At 27.3% G+C, this 25,210-nt stretch carries 25 protein-coding genes; 20 read left to right on the forward strand and 5 right to left on the reverse strand.

Annotation, left to right across the window (positions count from 1 at the left end):
- Positions 1-19 precede the first annotated feature (19 nt).
- Both E0D94_RS04305 and E0D94_RS04310 read left to right on the forward strand, forming a co-directional pair.
- Positions 20-994: a sulfurtransferase gene (locus E0D94_RS04305; RefSeq protein ID WP_130806067.1), complete on the forward strand. Its 975-nt coding sequence runs from the start codon at positions 20-22 to the stop codon at positions 992-994.
- A 23-nt stretch (positions 995-1,017) separates the two neighbouring features.
- A complete protein-coding gene (locus E0D94_RS04310) occupies positions 1,018-1,728 on the forward strand; it encodes a TVP38/TMEM64 family protein (protein WP_130806068.1) in 711 nt (236 codons plus the stop codon).
- 39 nt (positions 1,729-1,767) lie between these two features.
- Here the strand turns inward: E0D94_RS04310 and E0D94_RS04315 are convergent, their stop codons facing one another.
- Positions 1,768-5,004, reverse strand: a complete 3,237-nt coding sequence (locus E0D94_RS04315) for a DEAD/DEAH box helicase (RefSeq protein ID WP_130806069.1) — start codon at positions 5,002-5,004, stop codon at positions 1,768-1,770.
- A 231-nt stretch (positions 5,005-5,235) separates the two neighbouring features.
- On the opposite strand from E0D94_RS04315, the gene E0D94_RS04320 reads away from it, so the two are divergent.
- The 5 genes from E0D94_RS04320 to E0D94_RS04340 are packed head-to-tail and all read left to right on the forward strand — an operon-like array spanning position 5,236 to position 10,635.
- Positions 5,236-6,837, forward strand: coding sequence for an ABC transporter substrate-binding protein (locus E0D94_RS04320; protein ID WP_165442862.1), 1,602 nt, complete (start codon positions 5,236-5,238; stop codon positions 6,835-6,837).
- 58 nt (positions 6,838-6,895) lie between these two features.
- Complete coding sequence (locus E0D94_RS04325; protein WP_130806071.1) at positions 6,896-7,849, forward strand: ABC transporter permease; 954 nt, start codon at positions 6,896-6,898, stop codon at positions 7,847-7,849.
- A 4-nt stretch (positions 7,850-7,853) separates the two neighbouring features.
- Complete coding sequence (locus E0D94_RS04330) at positions 7,854-8,693, forward strand: ABC transporter permease (protein ID WP_130806072.1); 840 nt, start codon at positions 7,854-7,856, stop codon at positions 8,691-8,693.
- 1 nt (position 8,694) lies between these two features.
- Positions 8,695-9,666: an ABC transporter ATP-binding protein gene (locus E0D94_RS04335; RefSeq protein WP_130806073.1), complete on the forward strand. Its 972-nt coding sequence runs from the start codon at positions 8,695-8,697 to the stop codon at positions 9,664-9,666.
- Positions 9,667-10,635, forward strand: a complete 969-nt coding sequence (locus E0D94_RS04340; protein ID WP_130806074.1) for an ABC transporter ATP-binding protein — start codon at positions 9,667-9,669, stop codon at positions 10,633-10,635.
- An 89-nt stretch (positions 10,636-10,724) separates the two neighbouring features.
- Here the strand turns inward: E0D94_RS04340 and E0D94_RS04345 are convergent, their stop codons facing one another.
- From E0D94_RS04345 to E0D94_RS14735, 4 genes are read right to left on the reverse strand one after another with little or no spacing between them, the layout of a single operon-like run.
- Positions 10,725-11,105, reverse strand: coding sequence for a hypothetical protein (locus E0D94_RS04345; protein WP_130806075.1), 381 nt, complete (start codon positions 11,103-11,105; stop codon positions 10,725-10,727).
- A 24-nt stretch (positions 11,106-11,129) separates the two neighbouring features.
- Entirely contained in the window at positions 11,130-11,354 is a 225-nt protein-coding gene (locus tag E0D94_RS04350; protein WP_130806076.1) for a hypothetical protein, read from the reverse strand.
- A gap of 19 nt (positions 11,355-11,373) precedes the next feature.
- Positions 11,374-11,766: a NusG domain II-containing protein gene (locus E0D94_RS04355; protein WP_130806077.1), complete on the reverse strand. Its 393-nt coding sequence runs from the start codon at positions 11,764-11,766 to the stop codon at positions 11,374-11,376.
- Positions 11,763-11,903, reverse strand: coding sequence for an LDCC motif putative metal-binding protein (locus tag E0D94_RS14735; RefSeq protein ID WP_165442863.1), 141 nt, complete (start codon positions 11,901-11,903; stop codon positions 11,763-11,765). Before E0D94_RS14735 ends, E0D94_RS04355 begins: the two co-directional genes overlap by 4 nt.
- Before the next feature lie 211 nt (positions 11,904-12,114).
- Between E0D94_RS14735 and E0D94_RS04360 the strand changes: the two genes are divergently transcribed.
- From E0D94_RS04360 to E0D94_RS04420, 13 genes are all read left to right on the forward strand, one after another.
- Positions 12,115-13,512 (forward strand): two-component system sensor histidine kinase NtrB, encoded by a 1,398-nt coding sequence (locus tag E0D94_RS04360; protein ID WP_130806078.1) that lies wholly within the window; start codon positions 12,115-12,117, stop codon positions 13,510-13,512.
- 14 nt (positions 13,513-13,526) lie between these two features.
- The gene (locus E0D94_RS04365; RefSeq protein WP_130806079.1) at positions 13,527-14,882 is read left to right on the forward strand and encodes a sigma-54-dependent transcriptional regulator; all 1,356 of its coding nucleotides are present in this window, start codon (positions 13,527-13,529) and stop codon (positions 14,880-14,882) included.
- Positions 14,883-15,061: 179 nt separating this feature from the next.
- Positions 15,062-15,298, forward strand: coding sequence for a zinc ribbon domain-containing protein (locus E0D94_RS04370; RefSeq protein ID WP_130806080.1), 237 nt, complete (start codon positions 15,062-15,064; stop codon positions 15,296-15,298).
- 23 nt (positions 15,299-15,321) lie between these two features.
- Positions 15,322-16,158 (forward strand): prolipoprotein diacylglyceryl transferase, encoded by an 837-nt coding sequence (lgt, locus tag E0D94_RS04375; RefSeq protein ID WP_130806081.1) that lies wholly within the window; start codon positions 15,322-15,324, stop codon positions 16,156-16,158.
- 29 nt (positions 16,159-16,187) lie between these two features.
- Complete coding sequence (locus tag E0D94_RS04380) at positions 16,188-18,665, forward strand: heavy metal translocating P-type ATPase (protein ID WP_130806082.1); 2,478 nt, start codon at positions 16,188-16,190, stop codon at positions 18,663-18,665.
- Between the two features lie 29 nt (positions 18,666-18,694).
- A complete protein-coding gene (locus E0D94_RS04385; protein ID WP_130806083.1) occupies positions 18,695-19,237 on the forward strand; it encodes a hypothetical protein in 543 nt (180 codons plus the stop codon).
- A 9-nt stretch (positions 19,238-19,246) separates the two neighbouring features.
- A complete protein-coding gene (locus E0D94_RS04390) occupies positions 19,247-20,242 on the forward strand; it encodes a YncE family protein (protein WP_130806084.1) in 996 nt (331 codons plus the stop codon).
- A gap of 106 nt (positions 20,243-20,348) precedes the next feature.
- A complete protein-coding gene (locus E0D94_RS04395) occupies positions 20,349-22,355 on the forward strand; it encodes a copper-translocating P-type ATPase (protein WP_130806085.1) in 2,007 nt (668 codons plus the stop codon).
- A 140-nt stretch (positions 22,356-22,495) separates the two neighbouring features.
- On the forward strand, positions 22,496-23,953 hold the full coding sequence (locus tag E0D94_RS04400) for a multicopper oxidase family protein (RefSeq protein WP_130806086.1): 1,458 nt from the start codon (positions 22,496-22,498) through the stop codon (positions 23,951-23,953).
- A gap of 18 nt (positions 23,954-23,971) precedes the next feature.
- Positions 23,972-24,205, forward strand: coding sequence for an SHOCT domain-containing protein (locus E0D94_RS04405; protein WP_130806087.1), 234 nt, complete (start codon positions 23,972-23,974; stop codon positions 24,203-24,205).
- Between the two features lie 34 nt (positions 24,206-24,239).
- Complete coding sequence (locus E0D94_RS04410; protein ID WP_242620479.1) at positions 24,240-24,497, forward strand: SHOCT domain-containing protein; 258 nt, start codon at positions 24,240-24,242, stop codon at positions 24,495-24,497.
- 11 nt (positions 24,498-24,508) lie between these two features.
- Positions 24,509-24,769, forward strand: coding sequence for an SHOCT domain-containing protein (locus E0D94_RS04415; protein ID WP_130806088.1), 261 nt, complete (start codon positions 24,509-24,511; stop codon positions 24,767-24,769).
- 36 nt (positions 24,770-24,805) lie between these two features.
- Positions 24,806-25,192 carry a DUF302 domain-containing protein gene (locus E0D94_RS04420; RefSeq protein WP_130806089.1) on the forward strand — a complete coding sequence of 129 codons (387 nt, stop codon included), beginning with the start codon at positions 24,806-24,808 and terminating at the stop codon, positions 25,190-25,192.
- Positions 25,193-25,210 lie beyond the last annotated feature (18 nt).

The following is a 25,210-nucleotide window of genomic DNA, read 5'->3' on the forward strand; positions in this document are numbered from 1 at the left end:
AATAGGGGTGAATTGTAAAATGAAAAAAATATTATCGTTATTATTAGTATTATTTTTATCAATATCAATAGTAGGATGTAATAAAGCAGAAGTTAAAACAGATGCTGAGCTTGAAAATCAACAATCTAAGTATGAAGAATACACAAATAAAGATATAATAATCAGCGCAATTGATGCAAAAGATATTATAGATAATGAAGAAAATGTAGCAATATTAGATATTAGACCATCAACTAAATATTTAATTGGTCATATTGAAGGAGCAGTAAATGTATGGAGACCGGATTATTCTGCTTCAGAAGATGATTATGGCTTTGGTGGAATGAGAGCCGACAAAGAAAAAATGGAAGAATTTTTAGGAAAAAATGGAATGGATAATGAAACTCTTATTCTTCTTTATGATGAAAGTGGAGAGTATGATGCAGCTAGATTATGGTGGCAATTAGATATGTATGGCCATGACAATGTAAAATTAATAGATGGTGGAATACATGGATGGCAAGCAGCTGATTTAGAAACTACAACATCTAGGCCTGATGTAGAAGTAAAAGAATATAAATTTGAAGGTGAAGTTGATGAGTCAAAACTTGCAACAGTAGAAGATGTAAAGGCGGCTATTGAAGATGAAAATGTTGTCATATTAGATACAAGATCTATAGAAGAAGCAACAGGAGAAGATTTGAAAAAAGGTGCATTTAGAAAAGGTAGAATACCTGAAGGAACTTGGGTTGAATATAAGGAAGCTTTAAATACTGGTGATGGTGCAGATATGACTTTCAAACGTGTAGAAGAACTTAAAAAGATTTATGAAGATGCTGGAATAACTAAAGACAAAACTATAATACCTTATTGTCAATCAGGAGTTCGTTCAGCGCATACAACATTTGTTTTAACTCAATTATTAGGATATGAAAATGTAAAAAATTATGATGGTTCTTGGATAGAGTGGAGTTATATTGAAGAGCTACCAATTGAAACTGGTGAATTACAATAAATTAATTTTAGAGGAGGTTTAATATGACTGTGGCAAATAAAAAGACTGCTACTAAAAAATCTGATGTATTGAAACTTATAGCAGTAGTAGCAATTATAGGTATAGTGTTTTTTATAGCATATAAAATGGGTTTAGTAGATAAATTAAAAGATGTAAAAGCAATGCAAGAATTTTTTAATTCATTTGGAATTTTAGGATATATTGTATTTATAGGAGTATTTATAGCATCTTGTGTATTCATGCTACCAGGATCCATGCTTACAATAGTAGGTGGTATGGCTTTTGGTCCAATATTAGGAGGTGTAGTTTCACTTATAGGTGCAACACTTGGAGCAACAGCAGCATTTTTAGTATCTAAATATGTTGCAAGAGGTATGATTGAAAGCAAAATAGGTCAAAATGAAATGTTTAAAAAGATTGATGATGGAGTTGAAAAGAATGGAACATCTTTTCTTATACTAACTCGTTTAGTACCAGTATTTCCATTTTCATTCCAAAATTATGCATATGGTTTAACTAAGATAAAATTAAGTACTTATTTCTTATTTACACTTATATGTATGGCACCAGGAGCATTTATATATGCATATATGGCAGGAGAAATAGTTAAAAATGGTTTTTCAACTAAATTGCTAATTCAATTTGCTGCAGCAGGTATAATATTATTTTTATTATCACTTATACCTAAATATATAGCTAAGAAAAAAGGAATTAATATGGATGATTTAAAATAAATATAAAAAATAGTCGACTATTCAATAGTCGACTATTTTTTATATTCCAAATATATCTCTTAATTCTTGTTCTGTCATTTTTGACACCATCTTTTCACCTGGTTTTATAACTGAATCTACAATTTTTTTCTTTTTTTCTTGAAGCTCATATATTTTTTCTTCAATGGTTCCTTTAGTTATAAGGTTCATTACATGAACAGTATTTTTTTGACCAATTCTATGTGCTCTATCTGTAGCTTGATTTTCTACTGCAGGATTCCACCAAGGATCAAAGTGAATAACAGTATCTGCACCAGTGAGATTAAGTCCTGTTCCACCTGCACGAAGTGAAATCAAAAATACTTCTCCTTCTCCATCATTGAATTCTTTTACTAATTCTCTTCGTTCTTCTGATTTTGTACTTCCGTCTAAATATTTGTACTTTATATTTTTAGATTTCAATAATTTTTTTATAATAGATAGCATTGATGTAAATTGAGAGAATAGAAGTATTCTATGATTACTTTCTAAAGCATCATCTAGTATTTCTTCCAGCAATTTTAATTTTCCACTTGATCCATTATAATTTTCTATAAAAGTATTAGGATGACAACAAATTTGTCTAAGGCGTGTAAGTCCTGCTAATATTTTCATTTGTGACTTATTAAATCCTTTTTCAGCTATACTTGATTTGATTTCACCTTTAATTTCATTTAGAAAACTAAGATATACTTTCTTTTGGTCATTTGTAAGTTCTGCTGTTATTTTGTGTTCTATTTTTTCAGGTAATTCTTTTAATACATCTTTTTTTAATCGTCTAAGAATAAATGGAGTAATATATTTTTTTAAGGTATATAAAGCTTCATTATTATCATTTTTTATTATAGGTTTTTCAAATTTTTTCATGAATTTATTGTGACTAAATAGATATCCTGGCATTATAAAATCAAAAATAGACCATAATTCAGTAAGTGAATTTTCAATTGGTGTTCCTGTTAGAGCAAAATTATTTTCTGAATTTATCATTTTTACTGATTTTGCATTTTGAGAAGTTGGATTCTTTATATGCTGAGCTTCATCTAAAATACAATATCTAAAATTAAAATCACTATATAATTCGGAGTCACGTCTTATTAAAGGATAAGAAGTGATTATTAAATCATATTCATTTATTTGTTTTATCATTTCTTTTCGTGAGTTTTTATCTCCTGAAATTACAAGAGTATTTAAATCTTTTGCAAATTTATTTTTTTCATCTTCCCAATTATATACAAGGGAGGTAGGAACAATTATTAGTGAAGGCTTAGAGCCTTTTTCTTTTTTCTCGCTTAATAGAAATGATAATACTTGAAGGGTTTTTCCAAGTCCCATATCATCAGCAAGTATTCCACCTAGGGAATATGTTGATAATGTTTTTAGCCATTTAAATCCAACCATTTGATAATTTCTAAGGATATTTGTCAAGTGCTTAGGAGCTGAAAACTCCATATCTTTTGGTTCTTTTATATTTTGGACAAGTTGTTTAAATGCTAAATTTCTATTAATATAATTAAATTCTCCTTGAAACTCATTATCCAAATAAAGTGAATTGAATTTTGGAATTTCAATTATAGAGTCGTTGAAATTATCTAAATCTAAATCAAGATTATCTATAATATTTGACATATGATTAAGGTTATTCATATTAAGAGGTAAAAATGAACCATCCTTTAATCTATAGTATTTTTTATTTTTCTTTATTGAATTAAATATTTCTCTTAGTTCATCATCATTTACTCCATCAATTTCAAAGCTGAACTCTAACATGTCTGTTTTTTCATTTAATCTAATACCTCCAGAAAAAGCAGAAGAGGTTTTTAATTCTATATTTTTAAAACTATTAGAATAATAAACATCAGCTTGCTTTTGTAATTTAGGAAGCATATTATTTAAAAAGTTATATATATCTTCTTCATCGTCTAAATAAATATTATTGTCTTTATTTACTTTAAAATTTGCATTTTCAAATATATTTAGTATTTCATTTTCATTTTCGATATCTCTTAAAAGTATTCTTTCATCATTTTGTAAATCTCGTTTTTCTTTAGAAAAAGGTTCTATTGTTGTATTTCCATATATTAGTTTTACATTAGCTATAATATTATCATTTTCGTTATCCAGATATACTTCTTTTATTAAATCAGGATTATAAATAGATGATTTTACTTTTTCATCAATATTTATATTACCTATTTTTTTAATAGAAGGATAAATTTCAGAAATAAAATCTTCCCTATATTCTTTTGGTATTTTTATAGAGGTTTCTATATTTTTACTTAAGTGATTATATATAGGTATTAAGTTTTTCCTTTGTTTTTCTGATATATTTAATATAGATTTATTTGAAAAAAAGTAGTTACCATTTTGATCTAAAGGTACAAGCAGACCATTATAATCCATTTCTAAAGATAAATCTTTTTCCGAATCTTTAAGTGAAAAATTTAAATTTATATCGTCATCTTTAACTTCTATATTTTCATAATAATTGTGATATATTCTTGCATTTAATTTTCTTTGTTTCATCATAGAAAAAAATCTTTTAAGGGTATTTGGAGTCAATATGACATTTTTTCCCTTAAATAAACTACCACTACCATATGAAGAATATTCATTTATATAGCTTTCATTATCATATATTTCTTTTAACATATCTATTATAGGTTGATCTTCTTCTTTAAATTTATGAATTTTAGGTTCAAAAGTAAAATTTTTTCCATAGACCATTGGTTCATTATGTTCTATATGTTGGAAAAGTGCCTTTATACTTTTAACTACATATAGTTTATCTTCGCCTATTCTTAAATTTAAAGTAGATGCATTTTTATATCCATCCCTTCCCTGTGGGTAAAATTCATAATTATATTCAATATTTATAGGGATTTTAGAATCAGAATTAAATCTATAATTATCTAGTAATTTTTGAATTTGTTCATTATTTCGCTTTTCCTTTGAGTCAAAAGTTCCAATACTATCTTTATGCATTATATCTAACAATGTTGCACTAATATGTTTGCAATAGCCCCAATATTCTCTATAAGCAGGGCAATTACATTCTGCATGTTGTAACTGTCCATTTCTATCAAAATTTAGATCTACATTATAGTTTTTAGTACCTTCTACAATGGCAGAAAAGGCATATTTATTTTTATAATATAATAAATTTTTAACATAGTTATTTTTATAATAATTTATACTCTTTTTAAATGTTCTATCATTTAAAGTAGATTTTTTTATGGATTCTTCAGTAATATTAAACATCAAAACACCCTTATAAAATAATTTGATATTATATTATATCATATGAAGGATAATAAATGAAAAATAAGATTTAATTTTTTATTATAGTAAAATATGATAATCCATAGATAAAATCTATTAGTATTATGAGTAGTATTAAAAAATTTTATATTTAAAAATATTAATTATAATATAGTTAAAAGTATGCTATACTTTCTTTGGTTTAAAAATAAAAAAAATGGGGGTTTAAGTATGAATAAAAAAGTTTTGATTTTATTTTTAATTTTAGTAATATCCACTTCATTTATTTTTATAGCATGTGGAGATGAAAATTCATCAGATGAAAAACAAAATCAAGAAGTTTCAAAAAATGAAAAAAAAGATGAGGGAGAAAAAGTAGAAGGTGGTCAAATGATATTTAGAGTTAGTTCAGATTCTAGAGTTATTCATCCTTTATATGGTAATGATAGGACAACCTTAACTTTAGTAAATCACATATTTGCTCCTCTTTATAATTTAAAAGGTGAGGATATAGATTATTGGTTAGCAGAAAAGGTTGAACCATCTGAAGATTACTTATCATATAAAGTTAAATTAAAGGATGAACTTACTTGGCATGATGGTGAAGTTTTAAATGCTGATGATTTAGTTTTTACATTTAATACTATTATGGATAAACAACAAGGAAGTCATTTAAGGGATAGTTTTGTGACTACAAAAGGTGAAGTTAAAATAGAAAAAGTAGATGATTTAACTGTTAAATTTATATTACCAGAAGTTCAAATTGGATTTTTGGACACTATAGGTGGAATAAGAATGTTCCCAGAACATGTATATGGAGATATAGAAAATATTCAAACAAGTGATTTGAATAATAATCCAATTGGTTCAGGTGCATTTAAATTTGAAGAAAGAAAATCAGGTGAATCTATAACTCTTTCTAAATTCGATAATTTCTTTAAAGGTGCTCCTCATTTAGATAATGTGGTATATAGAGTAATTCCTGAGACATCTTCAGCAGAAATTGCACTTCAAAATGGGGAAATAGATGCTATGAGCATAACTGCTGATAAGGTGGAAAAATTTGAAAAAGATAAGAGTATTTTAGCATTTGATGAAGATAGAGTAGATTACATAATATTTAATCAAAATGGTGGTAAACTTGATAATGAAAATTTAAGAAAAGCAATTGCTTATGCACTAGATAGAGATGAATTATTAAAAGCAAATTATTTATCTACTGATTATGCAAAGCCTGCTTATTCATTTTTTGCAGATAAAACACTTTATAAAACAGATGATGTTGAAAAGTATGAATATAATATAGAAAAAGCAAAAGAGTTATTAAAAGAAAGTGGTCTTAAGGATATCAATTTAACTATGGTGTATAGAGGCAAAGATAATGTTAGAGAACTATTAGTTCAACAATACTTAAAAGAAATTGGAATAAATGTAGAACTTAAAGCTATGGATATGGCATCATTTTTTAATGCTTTATTTGAAAAAGAACATCAAGATGAATATGATTTAGCTTTCAATGGCTATATATATGGTAAAGAACCATCCACATATGCACAAGTATTTAAAGCTGAAAGTATGAATAATGTAAGTGGATATAAAAATGAAGAAGTCGATAAATTATGGGATGAAGCTGCAAAGGAAAAAGATTCAGGTAAAAGAGAAAAATTATATGAAAAAATTCAAAAAGAAATAATAAAAGATGCTGCAATGTATCCTATAGATTATGGATATGCCATAGTTGCAGTAAATCCAAAATTCAAAGGATTGGAAGATGCAGCTCCAGCTCCTATTCATATGTTTGATGATTTATCTCAAATATACATGGTTGAATAATATAAAAGACAGTTCATTCTGAGCTGTCTTTTAAAATTAATTTGAAAGTTGGTGAAATATGACAAATTATATTTTAAAAAGAATACTACAAGGACTTACTATGCTCATTATAATATCTATAATATCTTTTACTTTAATGCATATGGCACCAGGTGATCCATCAACTAGCTATATTTCGCCTAAGATGAATGCTAGTGAAATACAAGCAGTAAAAGAAAGATTAGGATTAAATGAACCTATATATATTCAATACATGAAATGGATTAAAAAAGTACTACAAGGAGATTTAGGATATTCATTAATAGATTTTAAGCCTGTTACACAAATAATAAAATCTCGACTTCCAGCTACTGTAGGACTTATGGGAAGTTCTTTATTATTATCTTTATTGATTTCTATACCCTTAGGATTATATACAGGAAAGAATAAAGGAAAAACTATAGATAATATTATTACCACAATATCTTATATTGGAATATCAATACCAAGTTTTTGGTTTGGAATATTACTTATATATGTATTTGCTTATAAATTAAATTTATTACCTAGTGTTGGGATGAGAACTTTAGGAGAACCAGATTCTATACTTGATGTCATAAAACATGGAATATTACCTTGTATTGTTTTAAGTTTTTCTAGTATATCTATTTATACAAGATATATAAGGACAAGCACTATAGTACAATTAAATGCAAATTATGTTAGAACTGAAGAAGCATATGGATTTTCAAAATATAAAATCATGTTTAAATATGTACTTAAAAATGTATTACTTCCTATAATTACAATATTAGGTATGAGTTTGCCTAATATTGTAACAGGTGCATTTGTTACAGAAACAGTATTTGGGTGGCCAGGAATGGGAAGGCTTGGAGTTGATTCTATATTTAATTATGATTATCCTGTGATAATGGCAACTACAATGCTTACTGCTACATTACTTATTATAGGAAATTTAGTTGCAGATATTTTATATGGGATTGTAGATCCAAGAATTAGAAATATGAGGTGATTTGATGTATATTAAATTAATGAAAGGATTAAAAAATCAAATATTTAGCAATAGATTAGGCAAATTTGCTTTTTTTATAATAATTACTTTTACTGTTATATCTATATTTGCATTTTTATCGCCTTATGATCCAAATAAAATAGATATGGCATCTAGATTTACATCACCTAATATAAAAAATATATTTGGTACCGATATAATGGGAAGAGATTATTTTACTAGAATATTATATGGAGGAAGGATATCTTTAAGTGTTGGTTTTTTGTCTATGTTAATTTCTACAATAATTGGAACTATAGTTGGTTCTATAAGTGGGTACTTTGAAGGAAAAATTGATTCATTTTTAATGAGAACAGTAGATATACTTATGTCAATACCAAGCTTTTTTATAATATTAATTTTAAATGCTTACCTTAAACCTAGTATGGGAATAATAATTTCAGTAATAGGATTACTTGGATGGATGACAACAGCAAGATTAGTGCGTGCAGAAACACTTAGCATAAAAAGTAGTGAATATGTATTGTATGCGAAAAGTTTAGGAATATCAAATTTTAAAATAATAAAAAAACATATAATACCAAATGTATTACCTACAATTATAGTGGCAGCTACTTTAAGTATAGCTAGTGCAATACTCATTGAATCTTCACTTAGTTTTTTAGGTATGGGTGTACAAGCTCCTGATGCTTCTTGGGGAAGTATGTTAAGTAACTCTCAAGGGTATATAGATGAAGCACCATATTTAGGAATTTTTCCTGGTATATTTATATTACTTACAGTTCTTAGTTTTAATATATTAGGAGATGTTATTAGAAATACACTGGATTCAAGGGGAGAATAAAATGAATAATATATTAAAAGTAAAAAATTTAAAGACATCTTTCTTCACAAGAAATGGAGAAGTACAAGCTGTTAGAGGAATAAGCTTTAATGTTAAACAAGGAGAAGTTTTAGGAATAGTTGGAGAGTCTGGTAGTGGTAAAAGTGTTACTTCAATGTCTATAATGGGGCTTATAAAAAAGTCTGGTAAAATAAAAGATGGAGATATAACATTTAAAGGTGAAAATATAAAAAATTATTCTCAAAAAAAATTAAGAAATATAAGAGGAAACGAAATATCAATGATATTTCAAGATCCAATGACTTCTTTAAATCCTGTTTATACTGTTGGGGAACAAATGTCAGATATTTTAATTAAAAACAAAGGATTAAATAAAAAACAAGCTAGGATTGAAGTAATAAAATATTTGGAAGCGGTTGGAATATCATCACCAGAAACTAGAATAGATAATTATCCTCATGAATTTAGTGGGGGAATGAGACAACGTGTTATGATTGCTATGGCATTATCCTGTAAACCTAAGTTACTCATAGCAGATGAGCCTACTACAGCTTTAGACGTTACAATTCAAGCACAAATATTAGATTTAATGAAAGAACTAAAACATAAAACTAATACATCTACAATTATAATAACTCATGATTTAGGAGTGGTTGCAGAAATTTGTGATAGAATAATTGTAATGTATGGTGGACTTATAATGGAAGAAGGCACAGTAAGAGAAATATTTTATAATACTAATCATCCCTATACCAAAGGACTTTTAAATTCTATACCTAAGATTGGAAAAGAAGAAAAACTTTTACCAATAGAAGGATTTCCACCTAATTTATTAAATCCACCCAAAGGTTGCCCATTTTATGAGAGATGTAATTTTAGAATGGATATTTGTAAAGAAAAAAGACCAGATACTTTTAATCTTTCTGATACTCATAAATCTATGTGTTTTTTAAATAGAAAGGTGGGAATTTAGATGAAAGAGCCTTTAATTGAAATAAAAAATCTTAAAAAATATTTTGAGGTAAAAAATAGCTTTTTTAAAAGCAATGAATTTGTAAAAGCAGTTGATAATGTCAGCTTTAATATATACAAAGGAGAGACTTTTGGACTTGTAGGAGAATCTGGATGTGGCAAATCTACTATTGGTAGGACTATTACTAGATTGTATAAACCTACAGAGGGAAAAATAATATTTAATGGTAATGATATTTCTCACATGAAAGAAAGGGATTTAAAGAAACATAGAAAAGATATGCAAATAATATTTCAAGATCCCTTTGCATCTTTAAATCCTTATATGAGTGTAGGGGATATTATAAATGAGCCACTTGAGATACTTAATATAAGTAAAAAAGATAGATTTAATATTATATATGATTTGTTAGAAAAAGTAGGATTAAATAAAGGGGATATAGATAGATATCCTGGAGAATTCAGTGGTGGACAAAGACAGAGGATAGGTATAGCAAGAGCCCTATCTGTAAAACCTAAATTTATATTATGTGATGAACCAACTTCTGCATTGGACGTATCCATACAAGCTCAAGTTATAAATATATTAAAAAATTTACAAGATGAGTTTGGTTTGACATATTTATTTATATCTCATGATTTATCTATGGTAAATCATATTTCAGATAGAATAGGTGTAATGTATTTAGGAAAATTAGTTGAAGTAAATACAAGTGATAATTTATATAAAGATCCACTTCATCCATATACAAAAGCATTATTATCATCTATACCAATAGCAGATCCTGATTTAGCTAAGAATAGAAATAGAGAAATACTTACAGGTGATGTGCCAAGTCCAATTAATCCTCCAAGGGGTTGTAGATTTAAAACTAGGTGTAAATATAAAATAGATAAATGTGAATATATAGAACCAGAACTTAGAGAAATAAAAAAAGGACATAGCGTAGCTTGTCATCTAACTATATAAGATTAGTATAAAATAAAGAAGATCTATTATTAAATTTAATAATAGATCTTCTCATAATATTCATATGAAATTATAGATAATTATTAATATTAATGACAGTTTTCAGCTCCACCCATTGAATTATGCATTTCTATCATTTCATCTTTAGTGTAGCTTTCCATCATATCACCCATATGATCATATCCATTTTCTTTCATTATTTTAGTCATTTTTTCATAATCTTCATCAGTGATATTGTTCATAAATTCATCCATTTTTTCATAATCACCATTTTCTACTGATTCAGCAATATCTTCATATCCATTTTCTTTCATTATATCAAGCATATCATCATGAACAGATTCTCCTTGATAGTCGTAATTTCTCATATGTGAAAAATGACCATCAAATCTATCAGCATATACAAATCCAGTTAAGGCAAGTATTGAAATTATCGCTAAAACCATAAATAAGATACTTTTTTTCTTCATTTTTTTCTCTCCTTTTAAATTATATTATTGACTCTCTTTGTCATGTTCTCCATGACAAGACTTATGCCCACCTCCTCTCATCATAAACATCATTATCCCTATATGAGAGATAAAATATAATAATAAAACAGGAAATCTTCCACTTTTATTAGTAATTCCAATTGCAGGTAAAGCTACTAATAGTATTATTGGTAATAAACAACATGCAAGCATGATAAGGGATAATTTTTTACTTTGATTTTTTTCCATAAGTTACTCCTCTCTAGCATTAAAATGATAATATATCAATATTTTCTTCATTTTTTTCATTTGTTGCTTCTAAACTAACAACTATTTTATTTGGAAGACAAACTATAGTCTCTTTAGACTTTTCTATCCATCCTGTTTCTGAACAAATTTTTCTAGGACAAATATCATCATTCATTTTTAGCATTCTAACTTTACCATTTTTAACTTCTAAAAATCCTTCTTCTTTACCAAAGTTAAAGTTATATGTTTCATTTATATTTTCATTTATCTCTATTTCTTTTACTATTTTACTATCAACTTGTATTATAATATTTTTTTCATCTATATTTTTATTTAATATTTTAGCTGAAATTAAACTTATTATGGAAATAATCAAAAGAGTTATAATTATTACCATATCTCCCTTTTTCATTTTTTATTATATGAGCCATTACTTTTTTGGTTTAATTCACAGCAATCCATTCTACCACTACCAAAATCTTTTTTATTTGTATCAGCTAGTTTTTCTATAAATTTTTGAAATATATTTTTCTTCTTTTTATTTTTCATTGTAACATCTCCTTATAATTATTGTGTTATATCACACAGTTATTGTAGTATATCTAACAAATGTTATAGATATATAAATCTTTAATATAGCTAAATAATTTATTTCCCTCCTTTTTTTAATAAACTTAACTAAATATAAACGCAATAATTATGCCAAATATATATTTTTTTAAAAAATTATGATAAAGTAATTTTATAGTGAGGTGATTGTATGAATAAAAAAATTAAAGATATGATTTATATTAGTATAATGATAATTATAATAACATTTTTTCATTATTTTAGCCTATCTTCAGAATGGGGTGTTCATGATTTTTATAGGAGACTATATTATATTCCCATTATACTTGCTGCTTTTAAATTTAGACTTAGAGGTGGAATTATAACACCAATAGTTATATCTTTGTTATATGCACCACATTTATTTATATATTTTGGAGAAATAGATATTAAAATATTAAATCAATTTTTAGAAATAATCATGTTTTCATTGATTGGTATTACTACAGGATTTTTAGTTGGATCAGACTATAGAAAACAAAAGTTATTACAATATCAAATAGAAAAATTAACTGATTTAGAAAATTATACTCAAAATATTTTAAACAGTATAACAAATGTTTTAATATCTGTAGATAAAGAACTTAATATTAAATCTATTAATAAAGAGGGAAAGAAACTATTAGAAAAAACTGAAAAGCAGTTTATTGGTAAAAGTGCAAGTGAAATTTTTATTGAGCATAATAAAATAGAAAAGGTTTTACAAGAAGTAATGGATAGAGGAAACAAAAAGATTAATATAGAGACACAACTTAAAGTTAAAAATAGAAATATATTAGATGTTAATTTATTAGCTTATCCACTTAAAAATATTAATGGTGATATTGAAGGTGTTGTAATAATTTTAGAAAATATTTCCGAAATAAAAAAATTAGAAAAACAAATAAGAAGAACAGAAAAATTATCAGCTATAGGAGAATTAGCATCAGGTGTGGCACATGAAATAAGAAACCCTATGGGAATAATAAAGACTATTTCTCAAACAATGCATTCCGAAACAGAAGATGAAGATTTCAAAGAAGGATTAAGTATAATTAATCATGAGATAAATAGAGCAAATGATGTTATAAAAGAACTTTTGAATTTTGCAAAACCTAAAATAAATGATAAAAAAAATATAAATCTAAATAAATTAATAAATGACATAGTATTAATAACAAAAAAATATGCAAAACAACATAATGTTTCCATAGACTATAATCTAGAAAAAGTAAAGGATATATTAGCAGATGAAGAAAAACTAAAACAAGCTTTTATAAATATAATATTTAATTCAATTCAAGCAATGCCCAAAGGAGGAGAATTAGATATAAGTTTAGTAGAAGAAAAAAGTAACTTTGTAATAGCATTTAAAGACACAGGTGTTGGCATATCTAAAGAAAAAATAGAAAAAATATTTGAGCCATTTTTTACAACTAAAGATAAAGGAACAGGCCTTGGTCTTTCAATTACACATAGTATAATAGAAGAACATAATGGATATATAGAAATAAATAGTGAGATTAATAAAGGAACAGAAATGAAAATTTATTTGCCTAAAATAAATTAAAGGAGGATTTATTCATGAAAAAGGTTTTAATAGCTGATGATGAAAAGAATATGATATGGGCCATTAAAAGAGCATTAAAAAATGAAGATTATACTATAATCACTGCATCAAATGGTAAAGAAGCTATAGATAATGTTAAATTACATGAACCAGACTTAGTATTACTCGATTTAAAAATGCCAGAAATGAACGGTTTAGAAGCATTAAAAAATATAAAAAATGAATTTCCTAATATAGTAGCTATGATGATGACAGCACATGGTAGTGTTAAAACTGCTATAGAAGCTATGAAAATAGGTGCAATCGATTATATATCAAAGCCTTTTGATGTAGAAGAATTGAAAATTCAAATAAGAAAAGCATTAGATATAAGAGAAATGTCAGATACAATTGATTATTTAACAGAAGAACTTAGAAATAAAACAGGAAAGAGAATAATAGGTGAAAGTAAAGAATTAAAAAATGTATTAAATATTGTAAATAAAGTAGCACCTAGTAAAGCAACAGTTTTAATTACAGGAGAAAGTGGTACAGGAAAAGAACTTATTGCAAATGCAATTCATTTCAATAGTGATAGAGCAAAGAAACCATATATAAAGGTGAATTGTGGAGCATTACCTGAAAATTTACTTGAATCAGAATTATTTGGTCATGAAAAAGGTGCATTTACTGGAGCTATAAATAAAAAGTTAGGAAGATTTGAAAGAGCAGATGGTGGGACTATATTTTTAGATGAAATAGGTGAAATAGATTTAAATGTTCAAGTCAAACTTCTTAGAATATTACAAGAAAGAGAAATGGAAAGAGTTGGAGGAACTGAAACTATAAAAGTAGATGTTAGAATAATTGCAGCTACAAATAAAGATTTATTTAAAATGGTAGAAGAAGGTAAATTTAGAGAGGACTTATACTATAGATTAAATGTAATACCAATAGAAATCCCACCTTTAAGAGAAAGAAAAGATGATATAAAATTACTTATAGATTATTTTTTAGATAAATATAGTAAAGAATTAGGTAAAAAAGAATTTAAAATAACAGATGAGGCCTTAGATACTCTTAAAGATTATGAATGGAGAGGAAATATAAGAGAATTAGAAAATGTAATAGAACGACTTGTAATATTAAGTGAAAATAATCTTATTAGCAAAGAAAAATTACCTAAGGAAATATTAAATATAAGAGATGAATTAAATGAATTTAAACTTCCAAGTTCAGGTATAAATTTAGAAGAAGTCGAAAAAAACTTAATTAATCAAGCACTAAAAATGACAAATTTCAATCAGACAAAATCTGCAAAATTACTTGGAATTACAAGACATGCACTTATATATAGAATAGAAAAATATAATATAGATATAAAAAAATAAAAGCATTAATGCTTTTATTTTTTTGTGTAAAATTACTTTTGGCATATAAATTGCAATTATATACATTTGAAAATAATAATCATAGCGTATATTGAGCTAATTGATTAAATGATTTTAAATTTAGTGTAGCATAAGCCACAATTAGTGTTTTAAAACTTACAAAAGAAAGGAAAATTATTATGATGTTAATATTTTGGACTATAGTTATAATAACATTTTTCATAATATCTTTAAGGGTTAATTCTTGTAATTGTAAACCTAAAGAGAATTATGCCATATGTAATAAATGTGGCGAAAGCATTGAAGAAGAATACAATTATTGTCCAAGTTGTAAAACACAAATAAAAAAGCAATGTGATAATTGTGGAATGAAAATTAGCACAAATTGGAGACATTGTCCTTATTGTGATAATTAATAAAAATAATAGGAGGTAGTAATATGGTAGAAGCTTTTAGAATAGGGCATTTTTCTATATATGTATTTGGTATCACTATTGCACTGGGTATATTAATAGGGATATTAATAATGCTAAAAGAAGGGAAAAGGAAAAATCAAGATATAGATAAATTATCTGATTTAGCAATATATACAATAATAGCGTCATTAATAGGTGCTCGAATTTTTTATGTATTAGTATTTAATTTAGATTATTATTTAGCAAATCCTAAAGCAGTATTTGCAATAAGAAATGGTGGAATGTCAATTCAAGGTGGTTTAATATTTGGCATAGCTTTTGCAATATGGTATAGCAAAAGAAAAAAAATAAATTTTCTTAGTGTTGCTGATACATTTGCACCAGGAATTATAATAGGTCAGGCAATAGGAAGAGTTGGATGTGATGTATTTGGTATACCTATGAATAAACAATACTCTTGGGGAGTAATGGTAAACAATCAACTTTTACATCCAGCACAAATTTATGAAGTTATACTTGATTTAATATTATTCACTTATCTATGGAAAAAAAGACATCATATTAAATATGATGGAGAATTATTTATTAATTATATAATAGGGTTTTCAGTTATAAGATTTATAGTAGAATTTTTCAGAACAAATCCTATGGTAGTAGGTCCATTTTCAGTAGCACATATTACTAGTTTAATTATAATTATAGTTGCAATTATTTTTAATAATATTATAAAGAAAAATAATAAAGGCAATAAATCAAAAACTAAAAAACAAAATAATATTTCTAAAAACCCAACATATCACTATATATTGATAGCAGGATTAGGAGTATTTTCAGTTTGGTTTTATTATTTTATACACTAATAGGAATAAGAATAGAAGGAGGTATAAAAATGACACAAGAAACAAAGAGTCAAAAGAGCCAAAAAATGAGTTTTGCACTTAAAGGAATGTCTTGCACTAGCTGTGCTGCTAATATTGAGAAAAAATTAAATTCAACTGAGGGTATAATAAATGCTAATATAAATTTTGCCACTGAAAAGGGTCAAGTGAAATTTAAACAAGAGGTTCAAAGTCCTGAAAAAATAATTAGTATAATAAAAGATTTAGGATATGAAGCGGCTCCTGAGGTTGATGATAAGCTTGAGAAAATTACAGTAAAACTAAAGGGTATGACATGTACTTCTTGTGCAGGGAATATTGAAAAGAAATTAAATGATATGGAAGGTATTAAGTCAGCAAATGTAAACTTTGCAGTAGAAAAAGTAACAATTGAATACGATACTAAAAAGGTTAGATTAATAGATATGAAGAAAAAAGTTGATGGTTTAGGATATGAATTAGTATTAGAAGAAAACAAAACTGATAATGTAGATGAAGATGAAATAAAAATTAAAAAAGCAGCAAAAAAAATGAAAATTTCAATTGCATTATCAAGTATTATCATGGGACTTATGATAGTTCACATGTTTGTTAGAGCTATTCCAGGATATTTACCAATAGTTGCCCTACTAGGGTTTCCCATAGTATTTGGAACTGGACTGCATGTTCATGTTGGGAGCTTTAAAGCACTTAAAAATAAAAGTCCTAATATGGATGTTTTAGTAACATTAGGGTCTCTACCTCCTTATCTTATTGGGTTAATGGGATTCTTTATTCCAGTTCAATCTTTTATTGAAATGGCTACAACTATTATGACTTTTCATTTAATTGGAAAGTATTTAGAAGTTCGAGCTAAGGGAAGGGCTTCCCAAGCTATTAAAAAGCTACTTCAAATGGGAGCTAAAACAGCAAAAGTTATTGTAGATGGAGAAGAAATAGAAGTTCCCGTACAAGATTTACAGACAGGAGATATCATGGTAATACGCCCAGGAGAAAAAGTTCCTACTGATGGTGTTGTAATTGATGGAAATGGTTTATTAGATGAATCTATGGCTACAGGAGAGTCTATGCCTGTAAAAAGAAAAAAAGGCGATGAAATAATTGGTGCAACTATCAATAAACAAGGACTTCTAAAAGTTAAGGTCACAAAAGTAGGAAAAGATACATTCCTATCACAAGTTATAAAAATGATGGAAGAATGTCAGGGGTCTAAAGTACCAATTCAAGAATTTGCTGATCGTATTACTGGTTATTTTGTGCCAGCAATTCTTATTATAACTATTTGGACATTTATTTCCTTTAATATTTTTCCTGAGTTTCATTTAAGTATTATTGAGTGGGGAGCAACATTTTTACCATGGGTAAATCCTGATTTAACTCCATTAACATTGTCCTTTATTACAGCTACTGCTGTTTTAGTTATATCTTGTCCATGTGCTCTAGGACTTGGAACACCTACAGCTTTAATGGTAGGTAGTGGTATGGGAGCAGAAAGAGGAATCTTAATTAGAAATGGTGAAGCAATACAAACCTTTAAAGAAGTAACTACTATTGCCTTTGACAAAACAGGTACTATTACAAAGGGGAAACCAGAAGTAACTGACTTAGTAATGGTAGATGGAGTTGAAGAAAAAGATTTTCTTTACTATGCAGGTACAATAGAAAAAGGTTCTGAGCATCCTCTAGCACATGCAATTGTAGAGAAGGCAAAAAATGAGAAAATTAAACTAGGAGATGTACGTGATTTTAATGCTATTGTTGGTAAAGGCGTAATTGGAATGATTGACGGAGAAACTATTCTTGTAGGAAATAGAAAATTAATGGAAGAGAATAAAATTTCTTATGAGAGCTATGAAAAAGATCTAATTAGATTAGAAGATGAAGCTAAGACTGCTATGTTACTCGCTAAAGGTAATCAGCTATTAGGAATTGTGGCTGTAGCAGATCCTATAAAGGAAGACTCTGCTCAAGCTATAAAGATGTTAGAAAATATGGGGATTAAGACTGCTATGATTACAGGAGATAATAAAAGAACTGCAGCAGCTATAGGTAAAAAAGTGGGAATAAGTCATGTGATTGCAGAAGTTTTACCTGATGGAAAAGTAGAAGAAGTTGAAAGACTACAAAAGAAATATGGTACAGTAGCTATGGTAGGAGATGGAATCAATGATGCACCTGCTCTAAAGCAATCAAATGTAGGTACTGCTATAGGAACAGGTACAGATATAGCAATTGAAGCTGCAGATGTTACCTTAGTAAGGGGAGAATTAAGTGGAATAATATCTGCAATAAAATTATCTAGAGCCATATTTAGTAAAATTAGAGAAAATTATTTCTGGGCGTGGATATACAATGCAGTATTTATTCCAGTAGCTGTGCTGGGATTATTACATCCAATGATAGGTGCAGCTGCTATGGCTATAAGTTCTTTAAATGTAGTATATAATTCACTAAGGCTAAAGAAAAAAGATATAGAACCATCATTATAATAAAAATATTGCTTAGGGGCGAAAAATAAATGAAAAAAATAGTCATTATAATAATTGCTTTGGCTATTCTTAGCATACCAGTATCTGGTATGCTAAGAGATAGAAAAAATCCTGAAGTAACAAATTATCAATCAACAGAACAAATAGAACAAGAAGAAGTAGTAGAATCAGAAGAAGAATCAGGAGTTGATTATCGAGATTATATAAGAAATCATAGTGGAGGAAGTGTTGATGTAGCAATAGTACTAAAAAATATAGTAGAAGATAATGATGAAAATTTAATGTTTGAATTAATGTTAAATACACATTCTGTAGATCTTGAAAATATAAACTATGAAAATAAAGTTAATTTAAAAACAGATAAATTTAATATAAATGAAGGATTTTCATGGCAATTAACTGGGGGAGGAGGACATCATTTAAGTGGTGAGTTAACACTATCTAAAAAATATAATGGTGAAAATATAATTGATGAAAATACTCAGTTTGTAGAAATTGAAATACAAGATTTAGGTGGAGTTGAATCCAGAACATTTTCATGGAAAAAAGATGACTTAAAAAATATAAAATAAGGAGAAAAGATGAAAAATATTATTAGAATTTTATTGATAACTATAGTATTAGGGTTAATAGGTACCTATTATTTTATCACTAATGCAAATACTGACGAGTATTTAGCATATATACCAAATGTAGATGATGGTACCATATCAGTTTTTAATACTAAAAATAAAGAAGTACAAAATACCATAAAAATAGGAGATGAAGTTTCACATGGAATAGCAGCAACTAATGATGGTGAAAAAATATATACTGGAGATTTGAATGAGGGAAAAGTATTTATATATGATACAAATTCTAAAAAAATCACTAATACAATAGATACAGGTAAAAGAATACATGGTATTGATATAACACCTAATAGTAAATATGTATTGCTAGCAAGTGGAGATTTAGAAGTTAATGATAAATATAATTATATTCAAATAATAGATACGAAAACTGATGAAATAATTAAGACTATAAAAACAAGTTCAAAAAGCCCAGCTCATATAGACTTTTCAAAGGATAGTAAAATAGCCTATGTTGCTAATGTAATGTCTAATGATGTATCTATTGTAGATATAGAAAAAGGTAAAGTAACTCATACAATAGAAGTTGGCATTATGCCAAATGAAACAGAGCCATCTCCTGATGGAAAATATTTGTATGTAGCAAATGTACAAGAAGGAACTCTATCAGTAGTAGATATAAAATCAAAAAAAGAAATAGATAAAATAAAAGTAAGCGCTGGAACTCATGGAATAGCAGTGACAAGTGATAATAAATATATATGGACAACAAATAGATATGATAAAAATATTGCTGTTATAGATGCTAGCACCTCAGAAATAATAAAGAAGATAGATATAAAGGGAGAACCAAATCATGTATCAATTTCTCCGGATAATAAATATGCATATGTAACAGATTTAGAAACAGGTAAATTGAATATAATAGATGTAGAATCTTTTGAAATAGTTAAAGAAGTGAAACTTGGTAAAGAACCTCATGAAATAGATTTTATTAAATTATAAATAAAAATACTTTCCTAATTTCAGGAAAGTATTTTTTGAAAATATATATAAAGTATAATTCGAAGGGTATATTAATAACAAATATAAATTGAAAGGAGATTTTCTAATGAATGAAAAAAATCATCACGATGAACATCAAAATCATGAACATAATCATGATGACCATGATCATTCAGGTCATCATGAAATGATGATAGAAGATTTCAAGAAAAGATTTTTTATATCATTAATTGTTACAATTCCTATACTTATACTCTCCCCTATGATACAAGAATGGATAAATTTAAGTATAGATTTTACAGGAGATAGTTATATATTATTTGCACTAGCTACATTTATATATTTCTATGGTGGATGGCCATTTTTAACTGGACTTAAAGATGAGTTGAAAGAAAAGAAACCAGGTATGATGACTTTAATAGCTATGGCAATTTCAGTAGCATATTTATATAGTACTGCTACCGTATTTGGACTAGAAGGAAGTGATTTTTTCTGGGAACTTGCTACACTAATAGATATTATGCTTTTAGGTCATTGGATAGAAATGAGATCTGTAATGAGTGCATCAAATGCACTTGATAAATTAGCTGAGCTTATGCCAAATACAGCTCATTTATTAAAAGATGGTGACGTAGTAGATGTAGATATAAGTAAACTTAAATCAAATGATAAAATACTTATTAAACCAGGAGAAAAGGTACCAGCAGATGGTGTTATAGTAAAAGGAAATAGTTATATAAATGAATCAATGTTAACAGGAGAATCAAAACCTATAGAAAAAGGAAAAGGCGATAAATTAATTGGTGGTTCTGTAAATGGTGATGGCTCCCTTGAAGTAGAAGTTAAAAATATTGGAGAAGATTCATATTTATCAAAAGTTATTGATATGGTTAAAAGAGCTCAAGAATCTAAATCTAAAACTCAACATTTAGCAGATAAGGCTGCCTTTTGGTTAACTATTGTAGCACTTACTGTAGGATTTACTACTCTTATTGTTTGGTACATTATAAGTGGAGATTTTACATTTGCAATAGCCAGAATGGCTACAGTAATGGTAATAACATGTCCTCATGCATTAGGACTTGCAACACCACTTGTAGTAGCAACATCAACAGCACAATCAGCTAAAAATGGTTTGCTAATAAGAAATAGAACTCAATTTGAGAATTCAAGAAAAATCGATACATTAGTATTTGATAAAACAGGAACATTAACAAAAGGAGAATTTGGAGTTAATTTCATAGAAGTATTTGATGATAAATATAACAAAGAAAAAGTAATCCAATTAGCTGCTACACTTGAAAACAACTCTGAACATCCAATTGCAACAGGGATAATGGATAAGTTAAAGGAAATGAAATTAGATATTTTAGAAATGGATAATTTTCAGGCCATAAAAGGAAAAGGCGTAAAAGGAACAATCGATAATAAAGATATAATGGTAGTAAGTCCTGGATATCTAAATGAAAATAATATTGAAGTTCCAAAAGAATTATCTTCAAAAGGTGTATCAACTGATGTATTTTTATTAGTAGATCATAATTTAGTGGCAGCAATAGGACTTTCAGACAAAATAAGAGAAGAATCATACAATGCCATAAAAAGACTTAAAGATGAAGGAATTAAAACATGGATGCTTACAGGAGATAATGAAAAAACAGCCAAGCAAGTATCAGAAGAATTAGGCTTAGATGGATATTTTGCAGAAGTATTACCTGATGAAAAACAAGAAAAAATTAAAGAATTACAATCAGAAGGTAGATTTGTAGCAATGACAGGAGATGGAGTAAATGATGCACCAGCTCTAGCACAAGCTGATGTAGGTATAGCAGTAGGTTCAGGTACAGATGTTGCCGCAGAAACTGCAGATATAATACTGGTAAACTCTAATCCTGAGGATGTAGTATCCCTTATTAACTTTGGTAAAGCTACTTATAGAAAAATGATACAAAATCTTATATGGGCAACTGGATACAATGTATTTGCAATACCACTTGCAGCAGGTGTATTATATGGAATTGGTATAGTAGTTTCACCAGCAGTAGGAGCAGTTCTTATGTCACTTAGTACAATTATAGTAGCTATAAATGCTAAACTCCTTAAAGTAGAATAGTTACTTTTGAAATTTTATAGGATGAGTCTATTTTAGATTCATCCTATTTACATAAATATAAATTTATTCATATTTTCTTTATATTTGTATTATATACTAACATTAAAATATTAATTATAAGCTAGAAGAAGGAGGATTTTATGAATAAAAATTTAAAATGGTATATAGCTATTGTAGTTTCTATAATAGTTTTTATATTTTATATAGGATATTTTTTTACTGACATAGGAAGAGACCTTGAAGCTGATATGCTTACAAGTGATTTAGATAATACAGAAAAAGCTGAAAATAAGCTTCCAATACCACCTATTTTAGAAGATAAAAACCCTGAAGAAGGAAAAGCTGAATTTGATTTAAAAGTTCAGTATGGTAAAAGTGAATTTATAGAAGGCTATGAAACAAATACTTTGGGATATAATGGTGATTATTTAGGACCTATAATAAAAGTAAATAAAGGTGAAGATGTGAAGATTAATGTAGATAATACATTAAAAAATCCTACTACTGTACACTGGCATGGATTAGAAGTGCCAGCAGAAATGGATGGGGGACCACATCAAGTAGTTGAACCTAATTCTAAATGGGAGCCATACTTTACAATAGATCAACCTGCAGCGACACTTTGGTATCATCCACATTTACTCCATAAAACAGGTGAACAAGTGTATAAAGGACTTGCTGGTTTATTTTATATAGAGGATGAGGTATCAAAAAAATTAGACATACCAAAAGAACATGGAGTTAATGATATACCTTTAGTGGTTCAAGATAAAAGATTGACAGATAATGGTGATATTCCTTATGAGTTAAGTATGAGGGATGTAATGAATGGATTTTTAGGTGACACAGTATTGATAAATGGAGCTGTTAATCCAGAATTAGATGTAAAGAATGAAGTTATTAGATTAAGATTATTAAATGGATCAAATGCAAGAGCATATGAATTTAATTTTAGTAATAATATTGAATTTAATCAAATAGCTTCAGATGGAGGCTTTTTAGAAGAACCTGTAAAAATGGATAAAGTATCACTTGCTCCTGCTGAAAGAGCAGAGGTGTTATTAGATTTATCAGATTATAAGGTGGGAGATAAAATAAAATTAAGAGATGGAAATTATAACTTAATGACTATAAATATTGTTGAAGATGTAAATAAAACAAATGAAATACCTGAAAATTTAGTTGAAATAGAAGATTATAATAGAGATGAAGTAGAAAAAAGAAGAGAATTTGTAATGAGTGGTATGGGACCAATGGTATCTATAAATGGCAAACAAATGAATATGGATAGAATAGATGAAAGATTAAATTTAAATGAATTAGAAGAATGGACAATAACAAATGACTCAGCTGGTATGGGAATGATGAACTCAACTCCACATCCATTTCATGTTCATGGAGTACAATTTAGGATAATAGAAAGAAATGGCAGAAAACCACCTTTAAATGAAAGAGGTTGGAAAGATACTGTAATGTTAGACAATGGAGAAGAAGTGAAAATTTTAGCCAAGTTCAGGAAAGAAGGGCTATTTATGTATCACTGTCATATATTAGAGCATGAAGATGCAGGTATGATGGGACAATTCTTAGTAGAATAATCTAAAGGAGTGTTTTATATGTATTATGGATTTCAAGAAATGTTATCTAATATGCTTATTGTCTGGTTGATACCAATAGTATTATTATTAATTATAGGAATATCCCTATTTATGATAAGAAAAAATAATAAGAAAAATAGTAAAGAAAGTAATAGCTCAGCTTTAGAAATATTAAATGAAAGATATGCTAAAGGGGAAATAGATGAAGAAGAATATAATAGAAAGAAAAATAATTTAAATCACCTCAAGTAATTTCTTCATACTTTCTTCAAATTTAAATATTATAATGGATTTAGAAAGAAAAAGGAGTGATATTATGATGCATGGAGGATATGGAATGTTTGGAGGAGGTGGCATCTTGGGATTAATTTTAGTAGCTGTAGTTGCTTATTTTCTAATAAAATATTTTAATGAGAATAATAACAATAATACAAATACATTCAGTAAAAAAACTAATTCTCTTGATATTTTAAATGAAAGATATGCTAGAGGAGAAATAGATGATGAAGAATATAATAGAAAGAAAAAAATATTAAAAGACTAAGAGGTGATTAAATGCATGGATATTGGGGTAATGGATTCAATGATATGATGAACTTTGGGAATAGAGCTAGTGAATGGTTTATTCTATATGATGTAGTAAAATTACTGATAATAGTAGCAGTAGTAATAGTCATTGCTAGAATGTTTATAAAAAATTCTAGGAATAATAGTAATGTAGGTTCAAGTAGAGCAATTGATATATTGAAAGAAAGATATGCTTCTGGTGAGATTTCAGAACAAGAGTATAAGGATAAATTAAAGAACTTAAAATAAATACTAATTGTATTTTTAATTTAAGGAGGCTAAACAATGAATATAGTTTATGAAAAAAGTACAAATAAAAATTTAAATGAAGCTATTAAGTCTTTAGAAGAAAATTTAAAGGAAAATAATTTTGGAGTATTATGGCAATTAAACTTTAAGGATAAGCTTGAAGAAAAAGGATTAGAATTTGATAATGACTTTGTAGTACTTGAAGTATGTAATCCAAAACAAGCAAAAGAAGTATTAGAAAGAAATATTCATATAGGCTATGTTTTACCTTGTAAAATGGTAGTAAGAACTGAAGGTGATAAAACATATATAGGAATGACAAGACCAGAGGGTCTAATAGGTTTATTTGGTGAACCTGAGTTAAAAGAAGTTGCAAATAAAGTTGAAGAAACGCTTAAAAATGCAATTGAATCTTCAATTTAAATAATATATGAGTAGTAA

The sequence above is a fragment of the Senegalia massiliensis genome (assembly GCF_900626135.1).
In the GTDB taxonomy this organism is placed as follows: domain Bacteria; phylum Bacillota; class Clostridia; order Tissierellales; family SIT17; genus Anaeromonas; species Anaeromonas massiliensis.